The following is a 15,725-nucleotide window of genomic DNA, read 5'->3' on the forward strand; positions in this document are numbered from 1 at the left end:
TGTTTTCTCTTCTTACCCCTCGCCACCACCATGCCAACCAGAACTTTGTACACCGCAGGCGCCGTGCTTGCCACCGCGCTGCTCGTTACGGCTTGCTCCAAGCCCGCCCCCTCGGAAGAGCCGGTGCGTGCGGTCAAGGTCAGCACCGTGGGCATGGCCAGTATCCAGTCGGGGGCCGAGTTTTCGGGCGAGGTGCGGCCCCGGGTTGAGTCCCGCCTGGGCTTTCGGGTGGCCGGCAAGCTGGTGCGCCGCCCGGTGGAGCTGGGCCAAACGGTGAAAGCCGGCCAGGTGCTGGCCCAGTTGGACCCCCAAGACTACAAACTGGCCACCGAAGCCGCCCGTGCCCAGGTGGCCGCTGCCTCCACCAACCGCGACCTGGCCGCGGCCGACTTCAAGCGTTTCAAGGAACTGCGCGACCAGAACTTCATCAGCGGGGCCGAACTGGAGCGCCGCGAAACCACGCTCAAAGCCGCCCAGGCCCAGCTTGACCAGGCCCAGGCCCAGCTCAACAGCCAGGGCAACCAGGCGTCGTACACCACCTTGGTGGCGGACATGGCCGGTGTGGTGACCGCCATCAACGCCGAACCCGGCCAGGTGGTGAGCGCCGGCACACCGGTGGTGCAGATTGCCCAAGACGGCCCGCGCGACGTGGTGTTCTCGGTGCCCGAAGACAAGGTGGCGATGATCAAGGCCGGTTCCGCCGTGGACGTGAAGGTGTGGGCCAGCAAAACCACCGTGAAGGGTGTGGTGCGCGAAGTGGCGGCCAGTGCCGACCCGGTGACGCGCACCTTTGTGGTAAAGGTGGCGCTGGACAGCAAGGACACGCTGGCGCTGGGTACCACGGTGTCGGTGGTGCCGCAGGCGTTTGACCGCAGTGGGGTGCAAGTGGTCAAGCTGCCCACCAGCGCGCTGGTGCAAAGTGGCAAGTCCACTGCGGTGTGGGTGCTGGACAGTGCCAGCATGACCGTGAAGCTGCAGCCCATCACCGTGGCCACGGCCGACGGCAACGAGGTGGTGGTGGCAGATGGCTTACAGCCCGGCACCCAGGTGGTGACCGCCGGTGTGCATGTGTTGTCGCCTGGCCAGAAGGTCTCCATTTACAAGGGAAAAGTGCCTGCAGCCTCCGTGGATTCTGCGCAAGCAGCTCCTGAAACCGTAGCACCCGCAGTGGCCAAGGCCACCAGCGACACCGCTGCGAAGTGAGGCTGGCATGAACCTCGACGAACCCAAAGCCGGTTTTAACCTGTCCAAGTGGGCCTTGGACCACGCGGCGCTGACGCGCTATTTGATGATCGTGCTGCTGTTGTTGGGCGTGGCCTCCTACTTCCAGCTGGGGCAGGACGAAGACCCGCCGTTCACCTTCCGTGCCATGGTGGTGCGCACCTATTGGCCCGGCGCAACGGCGCAGCAGGTGGCCGAGCAAGTCACCGACAAGATCGAGCGCACCCTGCAAGAGGTGCCCTACGCCGACAAGATCCGCAGCTACTCCAAGCCCGGTGAGTCGCAAATCATTTTCCAGATCAAGGACTCCAGCAAACCGTCGGATGTGCCCAACGTCTGGTACAGCGTGCGCAAGAAGGTGGGCGACATCCGCGGCACCTTGCCCGGCGGTGTGGTCGGCCCCTTCTTTAACGACGACTTTGGTGATGTGTATGGCGTGATCTACGCGCTGGAGGCTGATGGCTTCAACTACGCCGAGCTCAAGACCTTTGCGGACGACGTGCGCCAGCGCCTGCTGCGCGTGTCCGATGTGGCCAAGGTGGAGCTGTTTGGTGCGCAGGACGAGAAGCTGTACATCGAAATCTCGCAAAAGCGCCTGGCCCAGCTCGGGCTGGACCTGAACCAGGTGCTGGCCCAACTGGGCCAGCAAAACGCGGTGGAGTCCGCCGGTGCCGTGCAAACCCCGCTGGACGTGGTGCAGGTGCGCGTGGGCGGCCAGTTCAACCGGGTGGAAGAGCTGCAGGCCATGCCGATCCGCGGCGCCTCGGGCAACCAGTTGCAGCTGAAAGACATTGCCACCATTGGTAAGGGTTATGTGGACCCACCGTCGGTGAAGGTGCACCACCAGGGCAAAGAAGTGATTGCGCTGGGTGTTTCCATGACCAAGGGCGGCGACATCATTGCGCTGGGCCATGCGCTGGACTCGGTCTTCAAAGGCATCGAGAGAGACCTGCCGGCCGGTATCAAGCTGGTGCAGCTGCAGGACCAGCCCAAATCGGTGTCCACCTCTGTCAGCGAGTTTGTGAAGGTGCTGATTGAAGCGGTGGTGATTGTGCTGGCCGTGAGTTTTATTGCACTGGGCCTGCACAAGCGCCCTGGCAAGAACCCGCTGTGGCGCCGCTGGATTTTGGACATCCGCCCCGGCCTGGTGGTGGGCATCACCATTCCGCTGGTGCTGGCCGTGACCTTCCTGGGCATGTACTACTGGGGCATTGGCCTGCACAAAATTTCGCTGGGTTCGCTCATCATTGCGCTGGGGCTGTTGGTGGACGACGCCATCATTGCGGTGGAAATGATGGTGCGCAAGATGGAGGAGGGCTACGACAAGGTACGCGCCGCCACTTTTGCGTATGAAGTGACTGCCATGCCCATGCTGACGGGCACGCTGATCACCGCCGTGGGCTTTTTGCCCATCGGCCTAGCCAAATCCACCACCGGTGAGTACACCTTTGCCATCTTCGCCGTCACCGTGCTGGCGCTGATTTTGAGCTGGTTTGTGTCGGTGTACTTTGTGCCCTACCTGGGGACGCTGCTGCTCAAGGAGCACAAGCACATTGCAGGTGAGGAATCGGTTCACACCGAGCACTTTGACACGCCGTTCTACAACCTCTTCCGCAAGACCGTGAACTGGTGTGTGCAGCACCGCTGGCTGACCATTGGCGCCACCATTTTGTTGTTTGCGTTGGGCATTGTGGGCATGGGTAAGGTGCAGCAGCAGTTTTTCCCGGACTCCAGCCGCCCTGAGGTGCTGGTGGATATCTGGTTCCCCGAAGGCACGTCCTTTGCGGCCAACCAGGAAGTGACCCAGCGCGTGGAACAACGCCTGATGCAGGAAGAGGGCGTTAACACCGTCAGTACCTGGATTGGCTCCGGCGTGCCGCGTTTTTATTTGCCGCTGGACCAGGTGTTCCCGCAGACCAACGTGTCGCAGTTCATCATCATCCCCAAGGACCTGAAGGTGCGTGAATCGCTGCGCGTGAAGTTGCCGGCCCTGTTGGCGGCCGAATTTCCCGAGGTGCGCGGCCGCGTCAAGCTGCTGCCCAACGGCCCACCTGTGCCGTACCCGGTGCAGTTCCGTGTGGTCGGGCCTGACCCAATTGCGCTGCGTGAGCGCGCTGACGAGGTGAAGGCCGTGGTGCGCACCAACCCCAATATGCGGGGTGTGAACGACAACTGGAACGAGTCGGTCAAGGTGCTGCGTCTGGAAGTGGACCAGGCCAAGGCCCGCGCCCTGGGCGTGACCAGCCAGTCCATCGCCCAAGCGTCCAAAACCGTGCTGGCCGGCACCACCGTGGGCCAGTACCGCGAGGGCGACAAACTCATCGACATCGTGCTGCGCCAGCCGCTGGACGAGCGCAATGCGATTACCGACATTGCCAACGCCTACCTGCCCACGGCCAGTGGCAAGTCCATCCCGCTGACGCAGATTGCCAAACCTGTGTTCACCTGGGAGCCCGGTGTGATGTGGCGCGAAAACCGCGACTACGCCATCACCGTACAGGGCGACATTGTGGAAGGCCTGCAGGGCGCCACGGTGACGGCTGAACTGATGCCCCAGCTCAAAGCGTTGGAGACCAAGTGGCAACAGGCGGACCTGCAGGGCTACCGCATTGAAGTGGCGGGCGCCGTGGAGGAAAGCTCCAAGGGCTCGGCCTCCATCGTGGCGGGTGTGCCCATCATGCTGTTCCTGACCTTCACCCTGCTGATGCTGCAACTGCAAAGCTTCAGCCGCGCGCTGCTGGTCTTCATCACCGGGCCGCTGGGTATAGCCGGTGTGGCAGGCGCTTTGATCTTGCTGGGCCGTCCGTTTGGCTTCGTGGCCTTGCTCGGTGTGATCGCCTTGATGGGCATGATCCAGCGCAACTCGGTGATCCTGATCGACCAGATCGAACAGGACCGTGCGGCGGGTATTCCGGCCTGGGACGCGATTGTGGAGTCGGCTGTGCGGCGTCTGCGCCCCATCGTGCTGACGGCCGCGGCCGCGGTGCTGGCCATGATTCCGCTGTCCCGCTCGGTGTTCTGGGGCCCCATGGCCGTGGCCATCATGGGCGGGCTGATCGTGGCCACCGTACTCACCTTGCTGGCCTTGCCAGCCATGTACGCCGCCTGGTTTCGCGTGAAGCGCGAGGTGCCAACCCCGGTTTAAACGGAGCCGGTCTTTCCGCAGGTTAAAATAGCGGGCTGACCGATTTCAAATGGGTGGTCTAGGCCTTGCGGGTACCCCCTGCAAGCGCACCGGGCCTCCCATTTCTGTTTTTTGCGCGGGTGGCGAAATTGGTAGACGCACCAGGTTTAGGTCCTGACGGTGGCAACACTGTGGGGGTTCGAGTCCCCCCCCGCGCACCAACCTTAACTGGCACCTTGTGGGGTGCCGCAGGTGAAAGTCCTGCCAAAACCAATATTAGGAGTTAGCCATGGCCGTTACTGTAGAAACTCTGGAAAAGCTGGAGCGCAAGATCACTTTGACCCTGCCCGTGGGCGTGATCCAGACTGAAGTGGACAGCCGTCTGCGCAAGCTGGCCCGCACCGTGAAGATGGACGGTTTCCGTCCTGGCAAAGTGCCCATGAACGTGGTGACACAGCGCTACGGTTACTCCGTGCACTACGAAGTGATGAACGACAAGGTGGGCGAGGCTTTCGCCACCGCTGCCAACGAAGCCAAGCTGCGCGTGGCCGGCCAGCCCAAAATCACCGAGAGCGAAGCCGCTCCCGAAGGCCAGATGGCCTTTGACGCCGTCTTTGAAGTGTTCCCCGAAGTCAAGATTGCTGACTTGGCTACCGCTGAAGTGGAAAAACTCTCCGCCGAAGTGACCGAAGAAGCCATCGACAAAACCATCGAGATCCTGCGCAAGCAGCGTCGTACCTTCGCCCAACGTGCCCAAGGCACCGCTGCGCAAGACACCGACCGCGTGACGGTGGACTTCGAAGGCAAGATGGACGGTGAAGTGTTCTCCGGCGGCAAGGCCGACGACTTCCAGTTCATCCTGGGCGACGGTCAGATGCTCAAAGAATTTGAAGACGCAACCCGTGGCATGAAGACCGGCGAAAGCAAGACTTTCCCTCTGGCATTCCCCGCTGACTATCACGGCAAAGACGTGGCCGGCAAAACTGCCGACTTCATGGTCACCCTGAAGAAGCTCGAAGCCGCCAACCTGCCCGCTGTGGACGCTGAGCTGGCCAAGTCTCTGGGCATTGCCGAAGGCACCGTGGAAGCCCTGCGCGCCGACATCCGCAAGAACCTGGAACGTGAAGTCAAGCACCGCCTGCTGGCCCGCAACAAACAAGCCGCTATGGACGCGTTGGTTGCCAAGGCTGAGTTGGACCTGCCCAAGTCCAGCGTGCAAGCTGAACTGGACCGCATGATCGAAAACGCCCGTGCCGACCTGAAACAACGCGGCATCAAGGATGCGGACAAGGCGCCGATTCCTGACGACATCTTCCGTCCCCAAGCCGAGCGCCGCGTGCGTCTGGGCTTGGTGGTGGCTGAGTTGGTGCGTGCCAATGACCTGGCCGCCAAGCCCGAGCAGATCAAGGCTCACGTGGACGAGCTGGCTGCCAGCTACGAAAAACCTGCTGACGTGGTGCGTTGGTACTTTGGTGACAACCGCCGCATGGCTGAAGTCGAAGCCATCGTGATCGAAAACAACGTGACCGACTTCGTGTTGGCCAAGGCCAAGGTGACTGCCAAGTCGGTCTCCTTTGACGAGCTGATGGGCCAGAACTGATTGGCCATGCGATGGGCGTGCCTGGCACGCTGAATCGGAAATGGGGCTTGCGCGGGACTTGCAGTCCGGCGGTCAAGCCCCATTTGCATGGAGGGTCAGGTTTTTTCGGTACAGTTACACCATTCAATTTGGAGAGCTTATGAACGTGAAATATGGAATGTCCGGCGCAATGGAAACGCAGGCATTGGGCATGGTTCCCATGGTCATCGAGCAGTCGGGCCGCGGTGAGCGCTCCTACGACATCTATTCACGTCTGCTCAAAGAGCGCGTGATTTTCCTGGTCGGCCCGGTGAACGACCAGACCGCCAACCTGGTGGTTGCACAGTTGTTGTTCTTGGAGAGCGAAAATCCTGACAAGGACATTTCCTTCTACATCAACTCCCCCGGTGGTTCGGTCAGCGCTGGCATGGCGATTTTTGACACCATGAACTTCATCAAGCCCGATGTGTCCACGCTGTGCACCGGCATGGCCGCCAGCATGGGCGCATTCCTGCTGGCTGCGGGCGCCAAGGGCAAGCGTTTTTCGCTGCCCAACTCCAAGGTCATGATTCACCAGCCTTTGGGCGGCACACAAGGCCAGGCCACCGAGATTGAGATTCATGCTCGCGAAATTCTGAAGACCCGCGAGCAGCTCAACAAAATCCTGGCAGAGCGCACGGGTCAGCCATTGGAAAAAATCGAACGCGATACCGAGCGCGACTACTACTTGTCTGCCGATGAAGCCAAAGAGTATGGCTTGGTGGACCAGGTGATCGCCAAGCGCCCCTGATTGAGCGGCTTTTAGCCCTCCCAACGGTGTCTTTCTGCTGGAAAGGCACCGTTTTTATTTGGTTATCATTGCTTAACTTAGCGAAAAAGGCAGACTTCACATGGCCGAGAAAAAAGGCGCAACCGGCGAAAAAACCTTGTACTGCTCTTTCTGCGGCAAGAGCCAGCACGAGGTCAAAAAGCTGATCGCCGGCCCATCGGTGTTTGTGTGCGATGAGTGCATCGAACTCTGCAACGAGATCATCCGCGACGAACTGCCCGCCACGACCGAAGGCAAGGACGCACGCAGTGACCTGCCGACCCCCGCCGACATCAAAGCCAACCTGGACAACTATGTGATTGGCCAGGAGCCCGCCAAGCGCACGCTGGCGGTGGCGGTATACAACCACTACAAGCGCCTCAAACACAAGGAAAAAGCCAAGAAGGACGACGTGGAGTTGGCCAAAAGCAATATCTTGCTGATTGGCCCCACCGGTTCGGGCAAGACCTTGCTGGCCCAGACGCTGGCGCGGATGCTTGATGTGCCCTTCGTGATGGCAGATGCGACCACACTGACCGAAGCGGGTTATGTGGGTGAGGATGTGGAGAACATCGTTCTCAAGTTGCTGCAAAGCTGCAACTACGACGTAGAGCGCGCCCAGCGCGGCATCGTCTACATCGACGAAATCGACAAAATCTCGCGCAAGTCGGACAACCCGTCCATCACGCGTGACGTGTCGGGTGAGGGCGTGCAGCAGGCCTTGCTCAAGCTCATCGAAGGCACCATGGCCAGCGTGCCTCCGCAGGGCGGCCGCAAGCACCCCAACCAGGATTTTGTGCAGATCGACACGACTAACATCTTGTTCATTTGCGGTGGTGCGTTCGCGGGCCTGGAAAAGGTCATTGAGCGTCGCACCGAGTCTTCGGGGATTGGCTTTGGTGCTGCCGTCAAGAGCAAGCAGCAGCGCGCCTTGACCGAGGTGTTCAAGGAAGTGGAGCCGGAAGATCTGATCAAGTTCGGTTTGATTCCCGAACTGGTTGGCCGTATGCCGGTGGTGGCGACCCTGGCCGAGCTGACTGAAGATGCGCTGGTGCAAATCCTGACCGAGCCCAAGAATGCGCTGGTCAAGCAATACGCCAAGCTGTTGGCCATGGAAGGCGCTGAGCTGGAAATCCGCCCTGCTGGCCTCAAGGCGATTGCCAAGCGCGCTCTGGCACGCAAGACTGGTGCACGTGGGCTACGTTCCATTCTGGAGCAGTCGCTGATCGACACCATGTACGAGTTGCCCAATGCGGGCAACGTGGAAAAAGTGGTGGTGGACGAGTCCACCATCGAAGAAAACAAGCCCCCATTGCTGGTTTACCGCGAGTCGGCCAAGAAGGCGTAATGCATTTCCGCCCAAGGGTCCAATTAACAGGGCTTTTGGGAGAGTACACCTGAAATCGCAGGCGAAGTTGCCACCCATAATGGCAGTGCGCTTGAATTTCAGGCAACTCGGTCCATATTCAACAGGTAACGAAAAGGTTTCCCATGTCTGGCCACACACCCCTGCCTGCTACCCCCATTGACTTGCCACTGTTGCCTTTGCGTGACGTGGTTGTTTTCCCCCACATGGTGATCCCCCTGTTTGTGGGGCGTCCCAAAAGCATCAAGGCGCTGGAAGCCGCGATGGAGGCCGATCGCCGCATCATGCTGGTAGCCCAGAAGGCGGCTGCCAAAGACGACCCTGTGGTGTCTGACATGTTTGATGTGGGTTGCGTGTCCACCATTCTGCAGATGCTGAAATTGCCCGACGGCACCGTGAAGGTGCTGGTGGAAGGCCATCAGCGCGCCAGCGTGAACGAAATTGTGGAAGGGGAGCAGCACTTCACCGCCAATGTCACGCCGATTGAAGCTCCCGACGAGAGCAGCGATGCAGCCCGCAAGGCCGCTAGCGAAGTGGAGGCCCTGCGTCGGGCGGTGATGCAGCAGTTTGACCAATACGTCAAACTCAACAAAAAGATTCCGCCCGAAATCCTCACTTCGATTTCCAGCATCGATGATGCCGGCCGTCTGGCTGACACCATCGCCGCGCACCTGCCGTTGAAGCTGGACAGCAAACAAACTGTGCTGAGCCTGCCGCAGGTGAAAGACCGCCTGGAAAACCTGTTCGAGCAAATCGAACGCGAAGTTGACATTCTCAATGTCGACAAGAAGATCCGTGGCCGCGTGAAGCGCCAGATGGAGAAGAACCAGCGCGATTTCTATTTGAATGAGCAGGTCAAAGCCATCCAGAAGGAACTGGGCGAGGGCGAGGACGGTGCGGACATCGAAGAGATCGAAAAAAAGATCAAGGCCGCCAAGATGCCCAAGGAGGCTTTGAAGAAAGCCGAGGCCGAGCTCAAGAAGCTCAAGCTGATGTCGCCCATGTCGGCCGAAGCCACCGTGGTGCGCAACTACATCGAGGTGTTGACCGGCTTGCCCTGGACGACCAAAACCAAGATCAAGCACAACCTCGTGAATGCCGAGAATGTGCTGAATGAAGACCACTACGGCTTGGACAAGGTCAAGGACCGCATCCTGGAATACCTCGCAGTGCAACAACGCGTGGACAAGGTCAAGGCTCCCATCCTGTGCCTGGTAGGCCCTCCTGGCGTGGGCAAGACGTCCCTGGGGCAGTCCATTGCCAAGGCCACAGGACGCAAGTACGTGCGTATGGCTCTGGGTGGCATGCGGGACGAGGCCGAGATCCGTGGCCACCGCCGTACCTACATCGGCGCGATGCCTGGCAAGGTCCTGCAAAGCTTGTCCAAGGTTGGCACCCGTAATCCACTGTTCCTGCTGGACGAAATTGACAAACTGGGCACGGACTTCCGGGGGGACCCTAGCAGCGCGCTGCTGGAAGTGTTGGACCCCGAGCAAAACAACAAGTTTGGCGACCACTACGTGGAGGTCGATTACGACCTGAGCGATGTGATGTTTGTGGCCACCAGCAACTCTATGAACATTCCTCCGGCCCTGTTGGACCGTATGGAAGTGATTCGCCTCTCGGGTTACACCGAAGACGAGAAGACGAACATTGCTATCACCTACCTGCTGCCCAAGCAGATGAAAAACAATGGTGTAAAGGCTTCCGAGCTGGCCGTGTCGGAAGACGCGGTGCGCGACATCGTGCGTTACTACACGCGGGAAGCCGGTGTGCGTTCGCTGGAGCGTGAACTCTCCAAAATCTGTCGTAAAGTGGTCAAGGGCCTGTTGCTCAAAAAGCTGACGCCGCAGGTGGTGGTGACCGTAGACAACCTCAACGACTTTTTGGGTGTGCGCAAGTACACCTATGGTCGCGCTGAAGAACAGAACCAGGTTGGCCAAGTCGTCGGCCTGGCATGGACGGAAGTCGGTGGTGATTTGCTGACCATTGAAGCCGCATTAACACCTGGCAAGGGCATCATCACGCGTACCGGTTCTTTGGGCGATGTGATGAAGGAGTCTGTGGAGGCTGCACGTACGGTGGTGCGCAGCCGTTCACGCCGCTTGGGCATCAAGGACGAGGTGTTTGAGAAGAAAGACATCCACATCCACGTGCCCGATGGTGCAACCCCCAAAGATGGTCCCAGCGCCGGTGCTGCGATGGCAACTGCGTTTGTGTCCGCATTGACCGGCATTCCTGTGCGTGGCGATGTGGCGATGACTGGTGAAATTACCCTGCGCGGTGAGATCACGGAAATCGGTGGCTTGAAGGAAAAGTTGTTGGCCGCGCTGCGTGGCGGCATCAAGACTGTGTTGATTCCTGAGCAGAACGCCAAGGACCTGCAGGACATTCCTGAGAACGTGAAGAACGGTCTCGAGATTGTGCCGGTGCGCTGGATTGACCAGGTGTTGGAGCTGGCGCTGGAAAGCCATCCCATTCCCCTTGCGGACGAAGAGGTGCTGCCCGCGACGGCAGTGGCTGCCATTGCGCCTGCCGTGCAATTGGATGAGTCCGTCAAACACTAAGTGCTGGCATTTTTGAGTCGGAGTGGACTTAGGCTAAAAAAGTAGGCTATAATTCGAGGCTTGAAACGCGGGAATAGCTCAGTTGGTAGAGCGATACCTTGCCAAGGTATAGGTCGAGAGTTCGAGCCTCTTTTCCCGCTCCAATTTCGTACTGGAGTGTCGTTTCTAGTACAGTGTCAGTTCATGCGGGAATAGCTCAGTTGGTAGAGCGATACCTTGCCAAGGTATAGGTCGAGAGTTCGAGCCTCTTTTCCCGCTCCAATTCAAAAAATGGAAGTCTTGACTTCCATTTTTTTATTCAAAGTGGCGCGGTAGCAAAGCGGTTATGCCCCGGATTGCAAATCCGGTTAGTCCGGTTCGACTCCGGACCGCGCCTCCAGATTGATCTGGTCACAAATGCCTCGTCGGCCTAGGTTGGCGGGGCGTTTTTGTTTGACAATAGACCCACGTGCCCGAGTGGTGAAATAGGTAGACACATCGGACTTAAAATCCGCCGCTTCGTGAATAACGGGCGTACCGGTTCGATTCCGGTCTCGGGCACCATTACCTCACACTGTGGGTAGATAAAGCGGCGTATGCCGGAGCTACCTCGAAAACCTGTGGCGCTCCTTTCACTTCAGCGGCCAGTTGCATACCCGCAAGGGTTGCTGGCAGTTGGGCGCCGGCTCATATGCGGTATCTCCATCACTGACAACGTAAAATCATGGCATGAGTAAGTCTGCAGAAAAAACCAAGATCCTGGAAGACGGTTTGCGCTACAAGTCAAAAATTGGTGGATCGCCATTCTTGACAGCGTCAAGTCCCGGAGCCGCGACCATGTCCTGCTTCTTGTGCGGCAAACACCGTCCCCGTAGCGAACTCAAATCTCGCAAGTTCATTGGGAAATCCCAAGCTGTATGTGATCCCAAGTGCAGTTGAGCCGAGTGCACCAATGACAAGGGCCCCAATTGGGGCCCTTATTGCTTCTGGCAATCGCTTGGCGATTACTTTTTGGCAGTTGCCTTGGCCTTCTTTGCAGGAGCCTTGGCTGGGGCTTTTGCTGCAGGTTTAGCTACAGTCTTGGCCTTGGGGGCTGTCGGTGCAACTGCAGGCGCAGCCTTGAGTGCAGTGCGTTGGTCACGCAAGGTATTGATTTCTGCAGAGATCTTGTTTTTACGCTCGGTCAGCTTGGCGATGTTCTCTGTCAGCTTTGCAATAAGCTTGGCTTCTTTGGAGACTACGACCTTCTTGACCTTCGCAGGGGCAGCTTTTGTCTTGAGAGTTACTGCGGCCTTGGGAGCCACTTTTTTTGCAGTTGCCATTTGATTGAATTTCCTTTTTTGTTGTCTGACTAGAGATCCAGTCAGGCCTCTATTGTCGTCAATCTTTGGGTAAGCCCGTTGTGCGTGTTCTGCACGCACCGATTACGTCCAAAGGACGGTGGTGTGCCTCGCAAAACGGGACTCGGATTTCCGCTGTTCTGTCACTAAATAGCAGAAAGAAAAATACCAAGATGGCGAAGAACTATTGCAATCTCAATGCGTGCCTGCTTGTGGACGGCATTCAGTACAATCAGCTTGCACCCGTTGATCTGCTGTTGGCAGCTTGAAAGGGCTGCTCTTGAGATCTTTTGCCCATGGTGCTTTCGGGCGAATTTTGGGGTTCCGGTCTCGCAACCACATACTGTTATGTCGAACTACAACGCCCCTTTCGAAATCCATGTCCATGGCCAGATTCTGCTGCGTGCGGACGCGACCTTTGCCCAGCTACAAGATGCCTTGAAACCGATGTGGAAGTACGCCGGAGCCAAGTCGTTGACGGACGGTGCCAAAAGTAGCTATGAAGACGAGCCAGGCATCCAGTTCGATGCGCCTGACCATGTATTACAGATGTGTTGGACCGTGGCGGGTGATGAAGACTTTCGTCAGACACTGGATGAAGTCTGCATGAACCTCAATGAGTTGGCTGATGCTGGGGCTGCCATTGAGGTGACTTTCTATGACTCCGAGTTTGATGAAGACGAACCGTCCTCCGATGCAGCCTCGCGCGATGACTTTGTGGTGTTGTTTGTGGGGCCCAATCCGGCCTCCATCATGCAAGTTCAGCGTGACTTGCTGGTGCAAGATCTGATTAATCTCATGGAGCGCCATTTTGATGGCTCCGAGTTGGGGGGAGTTGTCGCCGAAGTGGACAAGTTGTTCACGCAGCGGTTTGATGCGTTGGTGAGCTCCCTAGAAATTGGAAAACCCCCGCGTGGCTCGGGTGGCGGATTTGGCAGCGGCCACGGTGGTGGGCGCAAGCCGCGGCATTTGCATTGAGCGGCACTTATTTTCTGCGCAGCCGGCATTTGCGCACGTATACTAAAAATTCGTCGTTGACTATGTAGCTTGATTCGTTCATTTCCGTGTCGTCGCTAGATTCCAAAAACAAATCCATGCTCAAGAAGATCAGCGTTCAACAACTGACGGTGGGCATGCACCTCAAGGAGTTCTGCGGTTCGTGGATGGAGCACCCGTTTTGGCGAACGGGCTTTGTGATCACCGATCCCAAAGACATCACCACTATCTTGGCCAGCAGCATCAAGGAGGTCTGGATCGACTCCGACAAGGGCTTGGATGTGGCAGAGGGCCAGTCGGCCATGACGGAATCTGAGTCCGAAGAGCAAGTCGAAGAGGAGTTACGCCAAGCGGTGTCTGCCCAGCGCGAGGTTGCACCGGTTTCCATTGATGTGGAACTGCAGCGCGCCGCCAAGATCTGCTACCAGTCCAAGCAGGCTGTCATGTCCATGTTCCAGGAGGCCCGCATGGGCAACACCGTGGATGCGGGTGGTGCCAGGCAGATGGTGGAAGAAATCACCGACTCCGTCACCCGCAACCCAGGCGCCCTGATCAGTCTGGCTCGCCTCAAGACTGCCGACGACTACACCTATATGCATTCCGTAGCGGTGTGCGCCATGATGGTAGCGCTGGCCAAACAGTTGGGCATGGACGAGGAACAAACCCGCTTGGCTGGGCTAGCGGGCCTGATGCACGATTTGGGCAAGGCTGCCATGCCCATGGAGGTATTGAACAAGCCAGGCAAACTCACCGATGCCGAGTTCGCCATCATCAAGACACATCCGCAAGAAGGCTATCGCCTGCTTAAGACCAGCAAGGACGTGGATCCGGTGGTGCTCGATGTATGCCTGCACCACCATGAAAAGACCGATGGATCGGGCTATCCTGAGGGCTTGAAGGTAGACCAGATCAGCTTGTTTGCCAAGATGGGCGCCGTCTGTGATGTGTACGACGCCATCACGTCCAACCGCCCTTACAAAATCGGCTGGGACCCTGCAGAATCGCTGCGCAAGATGGCCGAGTGGGCCAATGGGCACTTTGACGGCAAAGTTTTTCAGGCCTTCGTGAAGAGTCTGGGGATTTACCCGATTGGTTCTTTGGTGCGCCTGAGCTCGGGACGTTTGGGCGTTGTGGTGGAGCAGACGGCCAAGTCGCTGACCACACCTTGTGTGAAGGTGTTTTTCTCCACCAAATCCAATATGCGCATCGTCCCCGAACTGGTGGACCTGTCCAAGCCCAGCGCGAATGACAAAATCGCCAGCCGGGAGGACCCCGCCAAATGGCGCTTTGCCGATTTGAATGAGCTGTGGTCCGGTTTGCCCAATGCACCTTGGTAAAAACCTGAGAATTAGAGCCTAAAAGGCCTCTGGCTCGCGTAGATACTGCGTGAGCAGCTATCAAAAAAGGAGCGAGTGTTTTGACACTGGCTCCTTTTTCTTTAACAGCCCCGGGTGATGGGCATCTCGACCGGTCTCGGGTTAAGTGCGTACTTGCCCAGCTCCAGCTTGGCAATCGCGTTACGGTGTACTTCGTCCGGGCCGTCGGCAAAACGCAGCGTGCGTGCGCAGGTGTAGCTGTAGGCCAGCGGGAAGTCGTCGCACATGCCGCCGCCGCCATGCACCTGCATGGCCCAGTCGATGACCTCACAGGCCATGCTGGGGGCCACGACCTTGATCATCGCAATTTCATTCTTGGCGAACTTGTTGCCGCCCATGTCCATCATCCAGGCCGCCTTGAGTGTAAGCAGGCGCGCCATGTCAATCTTGCAGCGGGCCTCGGCAATGCGCTCCTGTGTGACGGTTTGTGCGGCGATGGGCTTGCCAAAGGCAATGCGGCTGGAGGCGCGTTTGCACATCAACTCCAGCGCGCGCTCGGCTAGGCCGATCAGGCGCATGCAGTGGTGGATGCGGCCGGGGCCGAGGCGACCCTGGGCGATCTCGAAACCGCGGCCTTCACCCAGCAGGATGTTGGAAGCGGGCACGCGCACATTCTCGAAACGCATCTCCATGTGGCCATGGGGGGCATCGTCGTAGCCAAACACATTCAGGGGGCGCACCACCGTAATGCCCTTGGTGTCGGCAGGTATCAGCACCATGCTCTGCTGCGAATGGCGAGGCGCCTCTGGGTCGGTCTTGCCCATGGTGATGTAGACCGCGCAGCGCGGGTCACCGGCGCCGGAGATCCACCACTTGCGGCCGTTAACCACATACTCGTCGCCCTGGCGCTCGATGCGAGTTTCAATGTTGGTGGCGTCGCTGGACGCCACATCGGGTTCGGTCATGGCAAAGGCGGATCGGATCTTGCCTTCAAGCAGCGGCTTGAGCCAGCGCGCCTTGTTTTCGTCTGAGCCGTAACGGGCGATGGTTTCCATGTTGCCGGTGTCGGGCGCCGAGCAGTTGAACACTTCGCTAGACCACATCACGCGGCCCATGATTTCCGCCAACGGGGCGTATTCCTGGTTCGTCAAACCCGCGCCGTGGTAACCGGAAGCCTCCGCACTGTCTACCGGCAAAAACAAATTCCACAATCCCGCGGCCTGGGCCTTGGGTTTGAGGTTTTCAATGGTCTGCAGAGGCGTCCAGCGCTTGCCGGCTGCGGTGTTGGCCGCAATCTCGGCGTGGTACGCGCCCTCATTGGGGTAGATGTGCTCGTCCATGAACTTGAGCAGGCGGGCCTGCAAGTCTTTGGTCTCGGGGGAGTAGTCAAAATCCATGGAATCTCCGGGGGTAGGGGGCGTGTGCAGTC

The 15,725-nt window shown here is 58.6% G+C and carries 10 protein-coding genes and 5 tRNA genes; 13 read left to right on the plus strand and 2 right to left on the minus strand.

Annotation, left to right across the window (positions count from 1 at the left end):
- Window positions 1-30 precede the first annotated feature (30 nt).
- The 11 genes from AC097A_RS08915 to AC097A_RS08965 all read left to right on the plus strand — a co-directional run bounded on the left by AC097A_RS08915 (window position 31) and on the right by AC097A_RS08965 (window position 11,208).
- Entirely contained in the window at window positions 31-1,203 is a 1,173-nt protein-coding gene (locus tag AC097A_RS08915) for an efflux RND transporter periplasmic adaptor subunit (RefSeq protein WP_479620564.1), read from the plus strand.
- A 7-nt stretch (window positions 1,204-1,210) separates the two neighbouring features.
- Window positions 1,211-4,366, plus strand: coding sequence for an efflux RND transporter permease subunit (locus AC097A_RS08920; protein ID WP_479620565.1), 3,156 nt, complete (start codon window positions 1,211-1,213; stop codon window positions 4,364-4,366).
- Window positions 4,367-4,479: 113 nt separating this feature from the next.
- Window positions 4,480-4,566, plus strand: a tRNA-Leu gene (locus AC097A_RS08925).
- Between the two features lie 68 nt (window positions 4,567-4,634).
- On the plus strand, window positions 4,635-5,945 hold the full coding sequence (tig, locus tag AC097A_RS08930) for a trigger factor (protein WP_315493243.1): 1,311 nt from the start codon (window positions 4,635-4,637) through the stop codon (window positions 5,943-5,945).
- Between the two features lie 139 nt (window positions 5,946-6,084).
- On the plus strand, window positions 6,085-6,714 hold the full coding sequence (gene clpP, locus AC097A_RS08935) for an ATP-dependent Clp endopeptidase proteolytic subunit ClpP (protein WP_315493244.1): 630 nt from the start codon (window positions 6,085-6,087) through the stop codon (window positions 6,712-6,714).
- Between the two features lie 100 nt (window positions 6,715-6,814).
- Complete coding sequence (gene clpX, locus AC097A_RS08940; protein WP_105260578.1) at window positions 6,815-8,080, plus strand: ATP-dependent Clp protease ATP-binding subunit ClpX; 1,266 nt, start codon at window positions 6,815-6,817, stop codon at window positions 8,078-8,080.
- A gap of 143 nt (window positions 8,081-8,223) precedes the next feature.
- Complete coding sequence (gene lon, locus AC097A_RS08945; RefSeq protein ID WP_479620566.1) at window positions 8,224-10,665, plus strand: endopeptidase La; 2,442 nt, start codon at window positions 8,224-8,226, stop codon at window positions 10,663-10,665.
- Between the two features lie 67 nt (window positions 10,666-10,732).
- Window positions 10,733-10,808 (plus strand) — tRNA-Gly (locus AC097A_RS08950).
- Window positions 10,809-10,850: 42 nt separating this feature from the next.
- Window positions 10,851-10,926, plus strand: a tRNA-Gly gene (locus AC097A_RS08955).
- A gap of 44 nt (window positions 10,927-10,970) precedes the next feature.
- Window positions 10,971-11,044, plus strand: a tRNA-Cys gene (locus tag AC097A_RS08960).
- Between the two features lie 71 nt (window positions 11,045-11,115).
- A tRNA-Leu gene (locus AC097A_RS08965) sits at window positions 11,116-11,208 on the plus strand.
- Between the two features lie 440 nt (window positions 11,209-11,648).
- Here AC097A_RS08965 and AC097A_RS08970 read toward each other — a convergent pair.
- Window positions 11,649-11,966 (minus strand): histone protein, encoded by a 318-nt coding sequence (locus tag AC097A_RS08970; protein WP_315479369.1) that lies wholly within the window; start codon window positions 11,964-11,966, stop codon window positions 11,649-11,651.
- A gap of 366 nt (window positions 11,967-12,332) precedes the next feature.
- Here AC097A_RS08970 and AC097A_RS08975 point away from each other — a divergent pair, with 366 nt between their 5' ends.
- On the plus strand, window positions 12,333-12,962 hold the full coding sequence (locus AC097A_RS08975) for a DUF6806 family protein (protein WP_479620567.1): 630 nt from the start codon (window positions 12,333-12,335) through the stop codon (window positions 12,960-12,962).
- Between the two features lie 116 nt (window positions 12,963-13,078).
- On the plus strand, window positions 13,079-14,317 hold the full coding sequence (locus tag AC097A_RS08980) for an HD-GYP domain-containing protein (protein WP_315479367.1): 1,239 nt from the start codon (window positions 13,079-13,081) through the stop codon (window positions 14,315-14,317).
- A 101-nt stretch (window positions 14,318-14,418) separates the two neighbouring features.
- On the opposite strand, the gene AC097A_RS08985 is transcribed toward AC097A_RS08980, so the two are convergent.
- On the minus strand, window positions 14,419-15,693 hold the full coding sequence (locus tag AC097A_RS08985) for an acyl-CoA dehydrogenase family protein (RefSeq protein ID WP_479620568.1): 1,275 nt from the start codon (window positions 15,691-15,693) through the stop codon (window positions 14,419-14,421).
- Window positions 15,694-15,725: the final 32 nt, after the last annotated feature.

The organism is Rhodoferax sp. XS2R6 (assembly GCF_056521365.1).

Excerpts from the sequence above, each read along its gene's own strand:
- AC097A_RS08985 (WP_479620568.1), bottom strand. The coding sequence starts at position 15,693 with ATGGATTTTGACTACTCCCCCGAGACCAAAGACTTGCAGGCCCGCCTG.
- tig (WP_315493243.1), top strand. The coding sequence starts at position 4,635 with ATGGCCGTTACTGTAGAAACTCTGGAAAAGCTGGAGCGCAAGATCACT.
- AC097A_RS08915 (WP_479620564.1), top strand. The coding sequence starts at position 31 with ATGCCAACCAGAACTTTGTACACCGCAGGCGCCGTGCTTGCCACCGCG.
- clpX (WP_105260578.1), top strand. The coding sequence starts at position 6,815 with ATGGCCGAGAAAAAAGGCGCAACCGGCGAAAAAACCTTGTACTGCTCT.
- AC097A_RS08975 (WP_479620567.1), top strand. The coding sequence starts at position 12,333 with ATGTCGAACTACAACGCCCCTTTCGAAATCCATGTCCATGGCCAGATT.
- clpP (WP_315493244.1), top strand. The coding sequence starts at position 6,085 with ATGAACGTGAAATATGGAATGTCCGGCGCAATGGAAACGCAGGCATTG.
- AC097A_RS08970 (WP_315479369.1), bottom strand. The coding sequence starts at position 11,966 with ATGGCAACTGCAAAAAAAGTGGCTCCCAAGGCCGCAGTAACTCTCAAG.
- AC097A_RS08980 (WP_315479367.1), top strand. The coding sequence starts at position 13,079 with ATGCTCAAGAAGATCAGCGTTCAACAACTGACGGTGGGCATGCACCTC.
- lon (WP_479620566.1), top strand. The coding sequence starts at position 8,224 with ATGTCTGGCCACACACCCCTGCCTGCTACCCCCATTGACTTGCCACTG.
- AC097A_RS08920 (WP_479620565.1), top strand. The coding sequence starts at position 1,211 with ATGAACCTCGACGAACCCAAAGCCGGTTTTAACCTGTCCAAGTGGGCC.